This is a genomic window from Cohnella lubricantis, from assembly GCF_014212015.1.
GTDB lineage: Bacteria > Bacillota > Bacilli > Paenibacillales > Paenibacillaceae > Cohnella > Cohnella lubricantis.
This window is the reverse complement of sequence record NZ_JACJVN010000014.1, coordinates 48,528-63,632: the sequence shown is the minus strand read 5'-3', so window position 1 is coordinate 63,632 and position 15,105 is coordinate 48,528. Positions and strand designations below refer to the sequence as shown.

Sequence of the window (15,105 nt, the reverse complement as noted above, 5' to 3'; positions counted from 1 at the left end):
GCTGCTGCGCAGCAGCTCGAAGCCGACGGCTACGACGTCGTCGTGCGCCACTCCGGCGGAGCGGCCGTACCGCTGGACACCGGCGTGCTGAACGTGTCGCTCATTCTGCCGAAGACTTCATCGAGCTTGTCCGACTTCCGAGAGGACTTCGAGAAGATGTATACTCTCATCCGCGAGGCGCTCGCCGGAACGGGCCGCCGCGTGGACAAGGGCGAGATCGCAGGCGCTTACTGCCCGGGCGATTATGACCTTAGCATCGACGGGCTGAAGTTCTGCGGCATTGCCCAGCGTAGACAAGCCCGGGCGACGATCGTGCAGGCGTTCATCGTCGCGGAAGGCTCGGGCCAAGCCCGCGCCCGGCTCGTGCGGGCGTTCTACGAGGAGGCCGCGAGCGGGATCGCGAAGCCCGAGGACTACCCGCTCGTGACGGAGGACAGCACGGCAAGCCTTGGCGAGCTGCTCGGCCTCGGGCACGGCGCCGCGGCCGTCTTGACCGAGGAGATCAAGCGGGTGATCGGCTCGCTTCAGAGCGAGGAAGGCTTGGCTGCGGCAGGAGCGGCTGCGCGGCTTCCCGACCCGAATGAGATTCGGGCGAACGCCAGAACGATGCGGTTGAAATATTGGATATCCAATACATAGGAGTGATAGTGCGATGAGAACAGAGTTAATGGAACGATTGATCGCTTATGCGAAGGTGAACACGCAATCGGACGATGCGAGCGAGACTTGCCCTTCGACGCCCGGCCAGTGGACGCTCTTGCGCATGCTGGTCGAAGAACTGAAGACGATCGGCATGCAGGAAGTGACGATCGACGGGAACGGCTACGTCATGGCGACGCTGCCGGCCAACACCGATAAGGACGCGCCGACGATCGGCTTCCTCGCGCACGTCGATACGTCGCCGGACTTCACCGGCGAAGGCGTCAATCCGCAAGTGGTGGAGAACTACGACGGCAAGGACATCCTTTTGAACAAAGAACTGAATATCGTGCTGTCGCCGAACGACTTCCCAGAGCTGAAGAAGGTGGTCGGCCATACGCTCATCACGACGGACGGCACGACGCTGCTGGGCGCCGACGACAAGGCGGGCGTCGCCGAGATTATGACCGCGATGGCTTATTTAATTGGCCATCCGGAGATCAGGCACGGCAAGATTCGCGTCGCGTTCACGCCGGACGAGGAGATCGGCCGAGGGCCGCACCGCTTCGACGTGGAGGCCTTCGGCGCCAAGTTCGCTTACACGATGGACGGCGCGCAGCTGGGCGAGCTGGAATTCGAGAGCTTCAACGCGGCGGAGGCGAAGGTTTACTTCCACGGCAAGAACGTGCATCCGGGCAGCGCCAAGAACAAGATGGTCAACGCGATCAAGATCGCCATGGAGTTCCAAGCCGCGCTGCCGCAGCAGGAAGCGCCCGAGCACACGGAAGGCTACGAGGGCTTCTATCATTTGAATACGATGCAGGGCAATGTGGAAGAGACGATGCTTCACTATATCGTGCGCGACCACGACCGCGCGAAGTTCGAAGCGCGCAAGGAGAAGATGAAGCAGATCGCTTCGGAGCTCCAGGCCAAGTACGGGGCAGAGCGGGTCGAGCTGAAGCTGAAGGATCAATACTTCAACATGCGGGAGAAGATCGAGCCGGTGCCGGAGATCATGGACGTCGCGAAGGCAGCGATGCAGGGCCTCGGCGTCGAGCCGAAGATCAAGCCGATCCGCGGCGGCACCGACGGCTCGCAGCTGAGCTACATGGGGCTGCCGACGCCGAATATCTTCACGGGCGGCGAGAACTACCACGGCCGCTACGAGTACGCTTCGCTCGACGTGATGGAGCTGGCGGCGAAGACGATCGTCGAGATCGCTCGTCTGGTTGAGGAGCGGGCATAATAGGCGCTAGCCGGCGAGAGAGCCGGCTGGCTGAAGACGGGCTTCATCGGCACGAGCCGGTAAGAGAGCGGCGGCTCGAAGGGCGGGCTTAACGGTCGCGAGCCGATGCGAGCGGGCGCCGTCTAGCCCGCTTAATCGGCAAGCGCGGCCGACGCAAGCAAGCAGAAAGGCGCAGTCCATAGGGGTTGCGCCCTTCTTATGTTCCTATCCCGATGGCTCAGTTCCGCACCTTAACGGAAATAAGGCGTTATGTTCGGCTTTTGACGGTCGAATAATGAGATGCAGATCGGCTCAATAGCGGCTGTGGCGTCCGTTAGCGCACGGAACGTGCCCATTCGAAGGCAATAGCGGCAGCGGCGTCCGTTGGATGGGGGCAGGCCGGTTTAACGCGTGCGCAGCAATTGTTCCGCATAGCAACAGCGGTGCGGGATTGTCCCGCACCGCTGTTGCTGCTGCTATAGCTCAGGCGCCGGTTCATACCGGTAGCATGCCAGATCGAGCCGGCCTTGCCGGTCGATCTCGACGCCTTCCTCCCGCAGATAGTGCTCCTGCATATAGCGGGCCTCCGAGTCTTGCAGCGCGATCTCGCCCTTTGCGTTCACGACGCGGTGCCAGGGCAACTGTTCTTTTTGACTCAGAGAATGTAGAATTCGCACCACCTGCCGCGCCCCTCTCGGGCTTCCCGCACATGCCGCGACCTGCCCGTACGTCATGACGCTGCCCTCGGGGATACTGCGGATGATGGCGACCGCTCGCCGTGTGAAAGGACTATGCAACCCGCTGCCGCTCGTACCGCCCGCACTGCCCATACTTCCCGTACCCCGAGTGCTTCGCATGCCGCCTCTCCCCTCCCCTTCGCCTCGTCCTATTCTCCCTATTGTAGCGCATCCCGTTGGAATTCGCCCGCCCTTAATCTCCAGGCTCTCTCCTGCGCGCCGCCAACATCAATGCCGGAAGCAGCGAAACTACCGAGAATCCGATCGACCACCAGAAGGCGGTCTGATACGCATCCGCCAACTCCCCCACGCCAACAGCCGCACGACCCGACAACTCATGGTCGATCACGGCGGCCAAGACGGCTGAGCCGAACGCTCCGCCAATCGTCTGGAAGATCCGCGTCGACACGCTGGCGTGCGGAACCTGATCCTGTCTCAATCCCTCATAAGCTGTGACCATAATCGGAATCAGCAGCCCGTTCGAAGCCGCTCCGCGCACGAGCTGCCCCGCAGCCAGCAGAAGATGGCCCGTACCCGCATCAGCGAAGGCGAATGGCAAGGTGCCGGCAACCGTGAACGCCAAGCTGATGATAACGATGAATCGCGCCCCCGTTCGCTCCGTCAACCGCCCAATCCAGCTTCTCGTCAGCAGCATGCCGATTCCCTGCGGAATCAGCAGCAGACCGGTGTCCAGCACGCTCTCGCCGCGCACCTGCTGATAGTACAGAGGAATGAGCAGCAGCCCTCCGTTCATGACCATGCCAGACAAGAAGAGCGTCACGTTCGATGCGAGAAAAGGACGCGACCGGAACAGCCGGATATCGAGCATCGGCATTCGGGCGGTACGCAGCGCATGGACGATATACGCCGCCATGAGCGCCAGGCCGACAGCCAGCGGAATAACGACCTCCCGATGGCCTAGTCCGCCGTATCCGGACACTTCGGATATGCCGTAGATAAGCAGCGCGAACGCGGGAGACAATAGCGCAAGGCCGACGATGTCCAGCGGCTGCTTGCCCCCGGCCGCTTCCTGCTTCGGGATTCCCCGCCAGGCCAGTAGCAGCGCGACAGCAGTGATCGGGATGTTCACATAGAAGATCCAGCGCCAGCTCAGCCCATCCACGATCAGTCCGCCCAGTACGGGTCCGAGAATCGGTCCGAGCAGCGCCGGAATGCCGATAATGGCCATGACGCGTCCCAGGTTCTGTCTCCCCGCCGTCTGGACCAGCACAGTCTGCATGGTCGGTACCAGAAGTCCCGCTCCCGCTCCCTGCACAATGCGGAACGCGATCAGGCTGCCAGCATCCCAAGATAACGAACATAGAATAGATCCGGTCAAAAAGGCAACTAGCGAGAACAAGTAAACCTGCTTGCCCCCCAACCGTCTGACGGCCCACCCGGATATCGGCACGGCCAGCCCCATGGCCAGCACATAGCCCGTAATGACCCATTGGATAGCCGATACGGCACTCTCAAAGTCCGCAGTCAGCGTGTCGACCGCCACATTGACCATTGTCGAATCCAATAGAGGAGCCAGCGCGCCGATCACCAAGATCAGCGATATCTTCACAATCCTCGGATCCAGCTTCTCTTTGGAGGATTGCTGTGCTGCAGCTTTAGTTGTCGCCATTCGAATACGCCTCCTCAAGCATTTAAGGTACGGTACGTACCGTACCCAATAAGCACATCTTATTCCGATTCAGCTAGAATTGCAACAAAAATTCATGCAAGATGCACCGGAAAGTGATAAAAAGAAAGTAAGCCTTATTTGGAAAGAAGGAAAAAAAAGCGTGGACGGGAAGAAGAGCGAGGATCGGAGCACGAGCACGCGGCGGCGCGGCGAGGTTCTGGAGAACGCCATCCTCCAGGCCGCTTGGGATGAGCTTCGCGAGATCGGCTACTCCCGCCTGTCGATGGAGGGTGTCGCGTCTCGCGCCGGAACGAACAAGAACGCGGTGTACCGCCGCTGGCCCAATAAATACGCCTTAGTTGCAGCGGTCATTCTCAAACATCTGCCCAAGCCTTCCATGGAAGTTCCGGATACAGGGAGTCTGCGCGAGGATCTGCTGACCTTGCTGAGAAGGTTAACGACGCCTATGCAGATGATCGGTGCGGAGACGATTCACGGCCTGATGAGCGATCAACATGGGAAAGACATCATCTCTTCCATGCCTGAGGCCTTGAGATCGAGGACAGAGGACAAGCTGGCGGTGGCCATTAAGGAGATTCTGAACCGCGCGGTTCAAAGGGGGGAAGTCGATCCCCGGCGGGTCAAGGACAGGGTTGTCACGCTTCCGATCGACCTGATCGGATTCGAGTTGCTGTCTACGCATGAACCAATATCCGTTCAAGCGATTGAGGAAATCATCGACGACATCTTCCTGCCTATTGTGCTGGCGAATCCCCAATGAATAGCTGAAGACGCCCCGCGAGCCCATCGCGAGGCGTCTTCTTGCTTCACATGACATATCAAGAGACTTCGCATCGTAAACTAGATAGACAAGGAGACGCTTGCGCAGGTTGCCCACCCGCTACAGCAACGTGCGGCAGGCCAGCAGCACGATGATGACGCCGCTGAGCAGCGTCCCGAATTGGCCGAGCGTGAATCGCCCGATTCGGACGTTGGCGGCCCTTCGTCCAATGGCGACTCCTGCCCAGACCGTGATGAAGCTCCCGGCGGCCGCGGCGAGCGAGATGGCTAGCGGCGACAATCCGAGCAGCCCCGCTCCCAGCCCGTTCGTGATCGCATTCGCGGACAGCGCGATGCCGAGAACGACAGCCTCGCCGATGCCGATCTCGCCCGAACGGTCGAAGTCGGCCGTCTCGGGGTTTTGCAGCATCCGCTCCAGACGGTTCCCGGCCTTCCGCCTCTTCGCTCCCTCCGCTTGACCGGACGGCGGCGTGCGCGGGATCGCCATTAATATAATACGAAACCCAATGATGGTCAGCATGAACGCGCCGATCGCAACCGGCATCACGCCGGGAAGTACCGCCGACAGCCACCCGCCGAATCGAATGCCTGCCTCGCTGCAGATGAAGCATACGACCGCCATGACCAGATTGGACAGCAGACCGATCCGTATTCCCCTGATGCCATAGGAGATGCCTACCCCCAAGTTGTCGATGCTGGAGGATACGGCGAACCCCAGTACCATCAGCCAAGCCATGCGCGATCCACTCCCCCCAGTTGTTACTGCATTGTATTGGGAGTGTTGAGCTGCGGTGCTTGTTCCTCCGAAATTTGTTGAGATTTCTTCAACATATCGAGCCCTTATCCGGCTGCCTGGGAGGGAAGTCTATGGCCGTTAACGGCGGGGAACCCGAGCGGGATCGAGATCCGGAACTGGATCGGGATCGGGATCGGGATCCCGATCTGGAACTGGAACGGGATTTCGATCTCGATCCGAGTCGGAATTCGGGCCCGGGTCAGCGTCCCGGTCAGCGTCGCGATCAGACGCGGAATCCGAATATGGGGCTGGGCGCTACTTTGAGGCTGCTGATGAAGGAGCGCGCCTTATCCATGCGCAAGCTCGCTTCGCTGACCGGCATTGACACGGCGACCATCTCGCGCATCGCGAACGGCAAGCAGCAGGCGAAGCTCGACCACCTGCAGCAGTTCGCCGCGCATCTCGGCGTACCGCTGGGGCGGCTATTTGAGGCGGCGGGGTATGATGTCGGCAACAGCGGCGGCTCAGGCGGCGCTTCGGCTGGTGCGGGTGGCGCGGCTGGTGGTGCTGGTGGTGGTGCTGGTGGTGGTGGTGCTGCTGGCGCGGGCGCCGGTGCGGCTGCTGGTGGTGGTGCTGCTGGCGCGGGCGCCGGTGCGGCTGCTGGTGGTGGTGCTGCTGGTGCAGGCATTGCGGGTAGTTCGAGCGCAGCGGGCGGCTCCGCTGGCGCATACGGCGCAGGTAGTTTAGGTAAATCGCGTAGTTCGGGCGCCAGCTCGGCTGGTGGCGCAAGTGGAGGTTCGGACGGTGTTGGCGATGCAGGCGTAACGGGTAATGGGAGCGCTATGGGCGGTGTGAGCGGAACGCCGTCTTCCTGGCATGAGTCCGTTGATTCCATTCAGCGTGTGCTGCAGACGAGCAACTTCATCGATCCGCATTTCACGGCGGAGCATGTGCGCAAGGAATTGAGCAAGTACGAGCTGTATGCGCTGACGGATGAAGGAGAACGGACGATAAGGGACAGCTTCCGATCGAAAATCGAGAGTGTCGGCGGCGCAGGGCCGTTCATCGAACAGCTCCGCAGCCTGTATGAGCTGTTCGGTGGAGAGTCGACTTCCGCAGAGAAGCGTGCCATCGCCGGCAGCGCTCTGCTATACTTCATTTTGTCAACGGACATTATCCCTGACTATGCATTTCCGTTTGGCTACCTGGACGATGCGATCGCGGTGCAGCTGGTTCTGGACCGATTAGCGGAGATGCCGGAATGAGAGCAGCTCTCCCCCTCACCCCGATTAACAAAGGCGCTTGATAATCTTCAGCGATACTGGTACGATTCCCCTATATAGGCTGTTGGCCGCGAAGAACGCCGCCGCTTCGGATCTCCCGGAGCTGGCGGCTTTTTTTATATTGATATTAGGAGGAATGTGAATGAAGCAGCACGCGACTGATGGCCATTGGCCCGAGGATTTGAATTCGGCGTACCTCGTATGGAAGAGTCAGCATGCGCGTGAACGCAAAGGCGATGCCAAGCGGCGCTTGGCGGATCATGGTCATGCTGAGCGCATGTTCTTAAGTCAAGTGTGGTGGCCGGCAACCGGGAGCCTGGAAGGACTATATCCCGAATACGAAGTCAAGGATTACAAGGATAGCTGGCGGTATTTGGACTACGCCTACTTGGCGGCAGGGTTCAAGGTGTGCATCGAGATTGACGGATACGGAACGCATTGGCGGGACACAGATCGCTGGCAATTCGCAGACCACTTGATGCGGCAGAACCATCTCGTCTTGGACGGGTGGATCGTGCTACGTTTCGCTTATGACGACATTATGAAGAGACCTAGGCAATGCCAACAGCTTGTTCAACAGTTGCTTGGCAAGAGCAGCCACTCCCCGACGGGTTCTGGACTAGTTATCCACCCAATGGAGCGTGCGATTATTAAGCTAAGTTTCGGGCGGCCGGGCTACCTGAGAACCGAGGATATGACCGCTGCCTTCGGCATTCATCGCAGAACTGCGGCAAAATATATGAAGGCGCTCGTGGAGAAAGGCTTCCTGCTGCCCGTTAATCCCAATGGAAAGCGAATTTGCCGTTACATGGTCAATCAGGCATATAGGGAGTGGGGTATGATCTAGCCCGCGGGCGAAGGGTGGCATGCGTGTTGCGGGCCGGCTCAGCGTGTAGCGGGCAACCAAGGCACTTTTGGTGCCTTGTTGCGGGCCGGCTCAGCGTGTAGCGGGCAACCAAGGCACTTTTGGTGCCTTGTTGCGGGCGGGCTCAGCTTGCAGCCGGCAATCAAGGCACTTTTGGTGCCTTGTTGCGGGCGGGCGCAGCTTGCAGCGGGCAATCAAGGCACTTTGGGTGCCTTGTTGCGGGCGGGCGCAGCTTGCTGCGGGCAACCAAGGCACTTTTAGTGCCTTGTTGCGGACCGGCACAGCTTGCAGCGGGCAACCAAGGCACTTTTAGTGCCTTGTTGCGGGCGGGCGCAGCTTCCTGCGGGCAACCAAGGCACTTTGGGTGCCTTGTTGCGGACCGGCACAGCTTGCAGCGGCCAACCAAGGCACTTTTGGTGCCTTGTTGCGGGCGGGCGCAGCTTGCAGCCGGCAATCAAGGCACTTTTAGTGCCTTGTTGCGGGCGGGCGCAGCTTGCTGCGGGCAACCAAGGCACTTTTGGTGCCTTGTTGCGGGCGGGCGCAGCTTGCAGCGGGCAATCAAGGCACTTTGGGTGCCTTGTTGCGGGCGGGCGCAGCTTCCTGCGGGCAATCAAGGCACTTTTGGTGCCTTGTTGCGGACCGGCACAGCTTGCTGCGGGCAACCAAGGCACTTTTAGTGCCTTGTTGCGGGCGGGCGCAGCTTGCTGCGGGCAATCAAGGCACTTTTGGTGCCTTGTTGCGGACCGGCGCAGCTTGCAGCGAGCAGCCAAGGCACTTTTGGTGCCTTGTTGCGGGCGGGCGCAGCTTGCAGCCGGCAATCAAGGCACTTTTAGTGCCTTGTTGCGGACCGACGCAGCTTGCAGCGAGCAGCCAAGGCACTTTTAGTGCCTTGGTGCGGGCGGGCGCAGCTTGCAGCGGGCAACCAAGGCACTTTTGGTGCCTTGTTGCGGACCGGCTCAGCTTGCTGCGGGCAACCAAGGCACTTTTAGTGCCTTGTTGCGGGCGGGCGCAGCTTGCTGCGGGCAGTCAAGGCACTTTTGGTGCCTTGTTGCGGGCGGGCGCAGCTTGCAGCGGGCAATCAAGGCACTTTTGGTGCCTTGTTGCGGACCGGCGCAGCTTGCAGCGGGCAGTCAAGGCACTTTTGGTGCCTTGTTGCGGACCGGCGCAGCTTGCAGCCGGCAATCAAGGCACTTTGGGTGCCTTGTTGCGGACCGGCACAGCTTGCAGCGGGCAACCAAGGCACTTTTAGTGCCTTGTTGCGGGCGGGCGCAGCTTCCTGCGGGCAATCAAGGCACTTTTGGTGCCTTGTTGCGGACCGGCGCAGCTTGCAGCGGGCAACCAAGGCACTTTTGGTGCCTTGTTGCGGATCACCGCGCGCCGCGCGAAGCGCAAAAGGGCCGCCCAGCAGGCGAACACCCTGCTAGACGGCCCTCATTCAGTCATAACACTCTTAGTACGCGTATGCGAACAACCCGTTGATGTGCGACAGGTAGCGGATGTTGCTCGCTTCCTTCATCAGCGAAGCCGGCGTGCCCTTCAGACGGATGTTGTTGCCGCCGACCATCGCGACGCCGTCCTTGCGGCCGAGGCTTCCGAGCGTGCCCGAGTTGATCGGGTTGAACTCTTCCATCTTGCCGCCCTTGAAGAAGGCGTTCAGGTTGAGGCCGACCGTCTCGCCCATCTGCCAAGCGTTCTGAGCCGTCGGCGGATACGGACGTTCGCCGCCCTTTGGGAAGACGACTGCGCAGTCGCCGGCCAGGAACACTTCCGGATGCGAAGTCGATTGCAGCGACTCGGTCACCGTAGCGCGGCCGCGGTTCACTTCGATGCCGCTGTTCGCGACGACCGGATGGCCTTGAACGCCGCCTGTCCAGATGATCGAGCCCGCTTCGAGCACGCGTCCATCCTTCAGCGATACCGTGTTCTTCGTCGCTTCCGTGATCGCCACGCCCGTGATGATCTCGACGCCGCGAGCTTCGAGGCTCTTCTGCGCGCGCTCGATCAGATCCGGCGGCAGTACCGGCAGAATCGCCGGGCCCGCTTCAACGACGTACAGCTTGATGTCCGCGAAGTCGATGCCCTTCTCGCGGCACACTTCCGGCAGACGGTCGACGAATTCGCCGACCAGCTCGATGCCGGTCAGGCCGCCGCCGCCGACAACGATCGTCGCGTCGGACTTGTTGCCCGATTGCTTGTACGCATCCAGGCGGGCATAGACGTGAGCGCGAATCCGGTTCGCGTCGTCAACCGACTTCAGCGTGAAGCTGTTCTCCTGCAATCCCGGGATGCCGAAGAAAGCCGTCTCGCTGCCCAAGGCGACTACGAGAGCGTCGTAGGACACCGCTGCGCCGCCGGCGAGCAGAACTTTTTTCTCATCTGGTTTAATCTCGTTCACCGTGTCGATCACCAGATCGACATCCTTGTTCTTCAGCAGCTTCGCGAGAGGAAGCGCAACGGCCTTCTCCTTGATCGTGTCGCCGGCAAGACGGTGCAGCTCGGTGATGATTTGGTGCGTCGGGTAACGGTTCACCAGCGTAATCCGGGCATCGGCTTTGGTCAGATGCTTGCGCGCCGTCAGCGCCGCGAGCAAGCCGCCGTATCCGCCGCCCAGAATCAGAATATGTTTAGACATGTCCATCCTCCGTTCTTATCCGTTGTGGGGTAGTGATCAACGCTGCTGCTTGTTCTCCGACAGAGCGCCAAGGAAGGCTTGCGTGAACTTCAGCGTCTTCTGCACTTGCGGATCCTTCAGCAGCTTCAGTACGCCGAACATGCCGATCGTAGACGTATCGGCTTCCGCGCGTTCATTCGCTTCGATCGCCGCCGCCGCGATTCCTTTGGCCTTCTCGGCAACCGGCTTCACGAATTCGCCGATCCCGTGAGCGAAGTCATTGATCAGCACCTTGTCCGTTGCCACGTTCTTCGCGAAGTCGAAGGCAGCGGTCAGGAAAGTGACCATCTCTGTCAGCTTCGGCAGGTTATCCACCAATACGGTAAGGGATTCCTGAACTTCCGGCTTCAGCAATTGATCGAGCAGCTCTTGCGGGTTGCGTTGCACTGCGGCGTCTTGTGATTCGAGCGCCTCTTGCGAAATTTGGGACATGCGTGAGCATCCTCCTTTGCAGTCATTTCCTAATCGGTAGTCAATTCCGTCCTGGCTTGTACGCGTGCGAACCGCCGGCGATAACTTTGTACCAATTTTCACATACAAAGCCGCTATTGGGAGCGAGTATCCCGCGCTACAAACTGTCCTTCCGCAAACCTAACGCCTAAGCGTCGTCTCCGTCACTCGTCATCAGGACAGGTCGAATTTGAACCTTTCATGTCTATTCTACACCGGATATAGTCATTATGAAAATAACTTTCTCCCCTTATACGTCCGATATAAGCGGGAATTTGTGATTTATGGCACAAAACCTGCCCGATTCACCTGTATTCAGCTATTCTAGGGTGCGCGCCTTCAATTGCGAAGCGCCGCTCGGCCGTCGTTGTAGGCTCGGAGCAGCGTGAAGCGATTGGGCCGAATACGGTGCGCCTCCGCCAAGCTTCGCTGCAGCAGCTCTTCGCTGATGCCCAGCTCCCGAATAGTCGCCGGCCCCCCCGCCTCGCGAAGCCAGCCGCGAATCGTCTCCGCCGCAGGCACGCGATCCAGCGCTTGCCGCAGCGCCCTCGCCTCTTCCTCCCCGCCCGCCGCTTGCTCCGCCGCGAGCGAATGATACAGCGCGCTGATCTCGGCGCAGGCGACGCCGACCTTCGCGCCGTGCAGCAACGCGCGCCTTCCCGTGCGCATCAGCTCCATCTCCCAATAATGGGACAGATGGTGCTCCGCGCCCGATGCCGGATGGGACTGCCCCAGCATGAGCATCGCCAATCCCGATTCAACCAGCGATTGCATCAAGATCCGAATGCCGGCCTCTGTTCGGCTTCCAATCGCTTGAACGTTCTCGATACAATCCCGCAGCGCCTGCTCGGTTATGTCCGCGACAAGCTCGGAGTAGGGCTCGCCGCCGGTCATTCGTCCGAACTGCCAATCGAACAGCGACGTCAGCTTCCCCAGCATGTCGCCGAAGCCGGCAGCGGCCATGGCGGGCGGAGCCTTGCGGAGCACATCCAGATCGGCGAATATCGCGATCGGCCCGATGGCCTGCACCGTGATCTTCTCTCCGCGGATAACTAGGGGTGCGCCTCTGGAGTTGAAGCCGTCAACCGACGCGGCAGTCGGCACCGAGACGAACGACAGCCCCGCCGTATAGGCGGCGTACCTGGAGATGTCGTGCAGCGTGCCCGAGCCTGCGGCGACGATAACATCCGCGCCGTATCGCTGAACATCGAGCAGCGTCTGCACGATCGACGCTTCGTCGGCGATGACATCGCCGAGCCGATCCGGCAGCACGAGCGTCAGCTCCGGCGCCAGCCCGACAGCGGCCATCTCGTCCATCAGCCGGGCGCCCGCCGCGCGGTACGTGTTCTCGTCGGCGACGACGAGCGGCTTGCGATATCTCTTCTCCCGAATATATGGAGCCGCTAGCGACAGAGCCCCCGCTTCAGCCACGATCGGCTCCGGGAACGGAACTTCGATTCGAACGCCGCGCGCTTCGGCTGTCTCATATACTCTTCTCGCCAAATCCGTCATCTAGATCTCTTCCCCTCTCCATATGTCATTCTCACCCTATCATACCTCAATTTGGGTTGGATTGGCCTGTGAATTCCCTATGACGAAGTTAGGACGATTCTCACCCAAAATCTTGAAAAAGCAAACCTCATATATAAAAATTAACTCATTGTTGCCAAGTGCTAGCTGATGAATAATGAGGTTACATCCGATAAAGGGGGATTTGAAATTGGATTCCAAGTCGAAAAAAGCACTTACAATCGCTGTAGCCGGAGCCTTGACTCTTAGTCTCGCAGCTTGCGGCAGCAACAACAATAACAACAGCGGCGCATCGGCAGACGCTTCTGCTCCGGCGAGCTCGCCGGCCGGCCCGGCCAGCTCCAATTCGGGCGAGAAGGTCACGCTGACCTTCCAGAACATCTATGTCGACCCTAATACGCCTACCTACAAGACAGCTCACCAGATTGTCGAAGCCTACGAGAAGGAACATCCGAACATCCACATCGAATTCGATTCGCTTAACACCGACCAACAGAAGCAGAAGCTGAAGGTGCAAGCGAACTCCAAAGAGATTCCCGACATCACGATGGTGAATCCCGCCGCCCAGATGAAGCCGTTCGTCGACGCGGACCTGTTCGTTCCGCTGAACGATATGCTGGACCAGAACGGCCTGAAGGACACTTACCAGTCCGGTCTGCTTGACTACTACAGCTTCGACGGCAACGTCTACGCGCTGCCGGACGGCAACAACATCGAAGTCGTCTACTATAACAAAGACCTGTTCGCGCAAGCCGGCATCTCTGCTCCGCCTGCGACGTTCGAAGAATTGCTCGCCGACGTGAAGGCGCTTAAAGACAAAGGCATTATTCCAATGGCGATCGGCGAGAAGGATACGTGGACCGGCTCCTTCATCTTCATGAACATCGTGCTTCGCACTTACGGCCCAGGCTTCCTGAGCGACGTAGCGGCAGGCAAGACGACGTTCGAAGACCCGGCCTTCATCGAAGCGGTCGACCGCTTCCAAGATCTGATTCAAGCCGGCGCATTCGAAGAAGGCGCTACCGCCGTCGACGCCGACTCCGGCCGCAACCTGTTCACGACGGGCAAAGCCGCCATGTACATGCTCGGCTCTTGGGAGACCGGTTCGATCGACGCTTCTTCGGTTGGCCCGAGCGTCGCGGCGTTCCAATTCCCGACGGTCAACGGCAAAGGCGACATCAACCAATTCATGCTCGCCCCAGGCACCGGATACGCGATCGCCGCGAACAGCAAGCACATTCAAGAAGCGAAGGACTTCCTGAACTACTACTGCCTCAACTTCCCGAAGGCACAATTCGATAACAAGAACGCGGTGGGCCTGCCGCAGAAGGTAGACGGCGACATGAAGGCGGCCGGCTACTCGGATCTGGCCATCAGCGTCATGGATCTGTTCGGCAAGGTGAACGGCGGCGACATCGCCTTCGACAATACGATGAACCCGGCAGTGGCTCAAGCCCACTTGACCAGCCTGCAGAATCTGTTCGTGCAGAAGGTCGATTCCGCTCAAGTCGCCAAAGAGCATCAGACCGCCTATGAGGCGAACAAAGACCAGTAAAATCTTGCACTAGCCGGAAAACGAGGTGCGAAGGAGCCATGCGCTTCTTCGCCTTTCGGCTTCCGGGAGCAACGGAGGCGACGAACGTTGAACGTACTGAAAGTCCCCAAGCATGCCATCGGCATCTTCATCTTGCCAGCACTATTGCTGTACATCTGCATCGTGTTCGTTCCGATCCTGTATTCCTTCTATGTCGGTACGCTCGACTGGAACGGTTACGGCGTATCTAAATTCGTCGGCTTCGACAACTACCATAAGCTGCTGTTCGATGATCCCTACTTCTGGCCGGCCGTGCGCAGAACGTTCCTGTATGCAGCCGCGTCCATGATCGAGATTCCGTTCTGCTTAATGATGGCTGTGCTGCTGAACCGCTATGTGCGCAAAGCCAACACACTGGTATCGATCTACTTCACCCCGGTTATCCTGTCCGTCGTCATTATCGGACAGCTGTGGAAGACCATCTACAACCCGACGTCCATGGGCGGGATGCTGAATCAAGCGCTTATCTCCGTCGGTCTGGAGAGTTGGGCGCATACGTGGCTCGCCGAACCGAAGATCGCCATCTATTGCATCTACTTCGTCTCGCTGTGGCAATATTTCGGCTATCACCTGCTCATCCAATTCACCGGCGTCCAGAACATTCCAAGCGAAATTTACGAAGCGGCGAAGATCGACGGAGCGGAAGGCTTCAAAGCGGACCGCTATATTACGTTCCCGATGATCGTCCCGATCTTTAAAATATCGTTAGTTCTTGCCTTCATCGGATCGCTTCAGTCATTCGACATGGTGTGGGTCATGACCGGCGGCGGGCCAGCGCATGCGACAGACGTCCTCGCCACCTATATGTACACCCAATCGTTCAACTCCCAGGAATTCGGATACGGCAGCGCGCTCGCTTCCCTGCTCGTCGTGTTGTGCCTGGTCTTCACCGTCGTGATCAATACTGTCATGAACCGAATTGACAAAAGGTTCAGCTAAGGAGG

General features: G+C 59.5%; 13 protein-coding genes and 1 pseudogene. 8 read left to right on the top strand and 6 right to left on the bottom strand.

Translation table 11 applies throughout. The features are described 5' to 3' along the window. Together H4Q31_RS03315 and pepT are read left to right on the top strand one after the other, a co-directional pair. Window positions 1-639, top strand: a 639-nt coding sequence (locus tag H4Q31_RS03315; RefSeq protein ID WP_185177641.1) for a lipoate--protein ligase family protein, incomplete at its 5' end; no start/stop codon positions are given. 13 nt (window positions 640-652) lie between these two features. Further along, entirely contained in the window at window positions 653-1,885 is a 1,233-nt protein-coding gene (pepT, locus tag H4Q31_RS03310; protein ID WP_185177640.1) for a peptidase T, read from the top strand. Between the two features lie 455 nt (window positions 1,886-2,340). Here pepT and H4Q31_RS03305 read toward each other — a convergent pair whose 3' ends face one another. Together H4Q31_RS03305 and H4Q31_RS03300 are read right to left on the bottom strand one after the other, a co-directional pair. Beyond that, window positions 2,341-2,694: an MGMT family protein gene (locus H4Q31_RS03305; RefSeq protein ID WP_185177647.1), complete on the bottom strand. Its 354-nt coding sequence runs from the start codon at window positions 2,692-2,694 to the stop codon at window positions 2,341-2,343. A 100-nt stretch (window positions 2,695-2,794) separates the two neighbouring features. Then, a complete protein-coding gene (locus H4Q31_RS03300; protein WP_185177639.1) occupies window positions 2,795-4,231 on the bottom strand; it encodes a DHA2 family efflux MFS transporter permease subunit in 1,437 nt (478 codons plus the stop codon). A gap of 160 nt (window positions 4,232-4,391) precedes the next feature. On the opposite strand from H4Q31_RS03300, the gene H4Q31_RS03295 reads away from it, so the two are divergent. Beyond that, window positions 4,392-5,012 (top strand): TetR/AcrR family transcriptional regulator, encoded by a 621-nt coding sequence (locus H4Q31_RS03295; RefSeq protein WP_311771676.1) that lies wholly within the window; start codon window positions 4,392-4,394, stop codon window positions 5,010-5,012. A 120-nt stretch (window positions 5,013-5,132) separates the two neighbouring features. Here the strand turns inward: H4Q31_RS03295 and ytaF are convergent, their stop codons facing one another. After that, window positions 5,133-5,768, bottom strand: coding sequence for a sporulation membrane protein YtaF (gene ytaF / locus H4Q31_RS03290; protein WP_185177637.1), 636 nt, complete (start codon window positions 5,766-5,768; stop codon window positions 5,133-5,135). A gap of 302 nt (window positions 5,769-6,070) precedes the next feature. Between ytaF and H4Q31_RS22035 the strand changes: the two are divergent. From H4Q31_RS22035 to H4Q31_RS03280, 3 genes and pseudogenes are all read left to right on the top strand, one after another. Further along, window positions 6,071-6,271, top strand: a pseudogene (locus tag H4Q31_RS22035) (helix-turn-helix domain-containing protein); the annotation flags it as partial. A 339-nt stretch (window positions 6,272-6,610) separates the two neighbouring features. Further along, complete coding sequence (locus H4Q31_RS22030) at window positions 6,611-7,033, top strand: YkvA family protein (RefSeq protein ID WP_209703654.1); 423 nt, start codon at window positions 6,611-6,613, stop codon at window positions 7,031-7,033. 160 nt (window positions 7,034-7,193) lie between these two features. After that, entirely contained in the window at window positions 7,194-7,898 is a 705-nt protein-coding gene (locus H4Q31_RS03280) for a putative endonuclease domain-containing protein (RefSeq protein ID WP_185177636.1), read from the top strand. A 1,468-nt stretch (window positions 7,899-9,366) separates the two neighbouring features. Here H4Q31_RS03280 and H4Q31_RS03275 read toward each other — a convergent pair. From H4Q31_RS03275 to H4Q31_RS03265, 3 genes are all read right to left on the bottom strand, one after another. Next, window positions 9,367-10,548: an NAD(P)/FAD-dependent oxidoreductase gene (locus H4Q31_RS03275; protein ID WP_185177635.1), complete on the bottom strand. Its 1,182-nt coding sequence runs from the start codon at window positions 10,546-10,548 to the stop codon at window positions 9,367-9,369. A 36-nt stretch (window positions 10,549-10,584) separates the two neighbouring features. Next, window positions 10,585-11,019, bottom strand: coding sequence for a DUF1641 domain-containing protein (locus H4Q31_RS03270; RefSeq protein WP_185177634.1), 435 nt, complete (start codon window positions 11,017-11,019; stop codon window positions 10,585-10,587). Window positions 11,020-11,376: 357 nt separating this feature from the next. Further along, window positions 11,377-12,549 carry a sn-glycerol-1-phosphate dehydrogenase gene (locus H4Q31_RS03265; RefSeq protein WP_185177633.1) on the bottom strand — a complete coding sequence of 391 codons (1,173 nt, stop codon included), beginning with the start codon at window positions 12,547-12,549 and terminating at the stop codon, window positions 11,377-11,379. Between the two features lie 208 nt (window positions 12,550-12,757). Between H4Q31_RS03265 and H4Q31_RS03260 the strand changes: the two genes are divergently transcribed. Together H4Q31_RS03260 and H4Q31_RS03255 are read left to right on the top strand one after the other, a co-directional pair. After that, window positions 12,758-14,122, top strand: a complete 1,365-nt coding sequence (locus tag H4Q31_RS03260) for an extracellular solute-binding protein (protein ID WP_376698203.1) — start codon at window positions 12,758-12,760, stop codon at window positions 14,120-14,122. 87 nt (window positions 14,123-14,209) lie between these two features. After that, window positions 14,210-15,100 carry a carbohydrate ABC transporter permease gene (locus H4Q31_RS03255; RefSeq protein ID WP_185177631.1) on the top strand — a complete coding sequence of 297 codons (891 nt, stop codon included), beginning with the start codon at window positions 14,210-14,212 and terminating at the stop codon, window positions 15,098-15,100. Window positions 15,101-15,105: the final 5 nt, after the last annotated feature.

Coding starts and splice junctions, on each gene's coding strand:
- pepT (WP_185177640.1), top strand. CDS start 653: ATGAGAACAGAGTTAATGGAACGATTGATCGCTTATGCGAAGGTGAAC.
- H4Q31_RS03305 (WP_185177647.1), bottom strand. CDS start 2,694: ATGGGCAGTGCGGGCGGTACGAGCGGCAGCGGGTTGCATAGTCCTTTC.
- H4Q31_RS03300 (WP_185177639.1), bottom strand. CDS start 4,231: ATGGCGACAACTAAAGCTGCAGCACAGCAATCCTCCAAAGAGAAGCTG.
- ytaF (WP_185177637.1), bottom strand. CDS start 5,768: ATGGCTTGGCTGATGGTACTGGGGTTCGCCGTATCCTCCAGCATCGAC.
- H4Q31_RS22030 (WP_209703654.1), top strand. CDS start 6,611: ATGGGCGGTGTGAGCGGAACGCCGTCTTCCTGGCATGAGTCCGTTGAT.
- H4Q31_RS03280 (WP_185177636.1), top strand. CDS start 7,194: ATGAAGCAGCACGCGACTGATGGCCATTGGCCCGAGGATTTGAATTCG.
- H4Q31_RS03275 (WP_185177635.1), bottom strand. CDS start 10,548: ATGTCTAAACATATTCTGATTCTGGGCGGCGGATACGGCGGCTTGCTC.
- H4Q31_RS03270 (WP_185177634.1), bottom strand. CDS start 11,019: ATGTCCCAAATTTCGCAAGAGGCGCTCGAATCACAAGACGCCGCAGTG.
- H4Q31_RS03265 (WP_185177633.1), bottom strand. CDS start 12,549: ATGACGGATTTGGCGAGAAGAGTATATGAGACAGCCGAAGCGCGCGGC.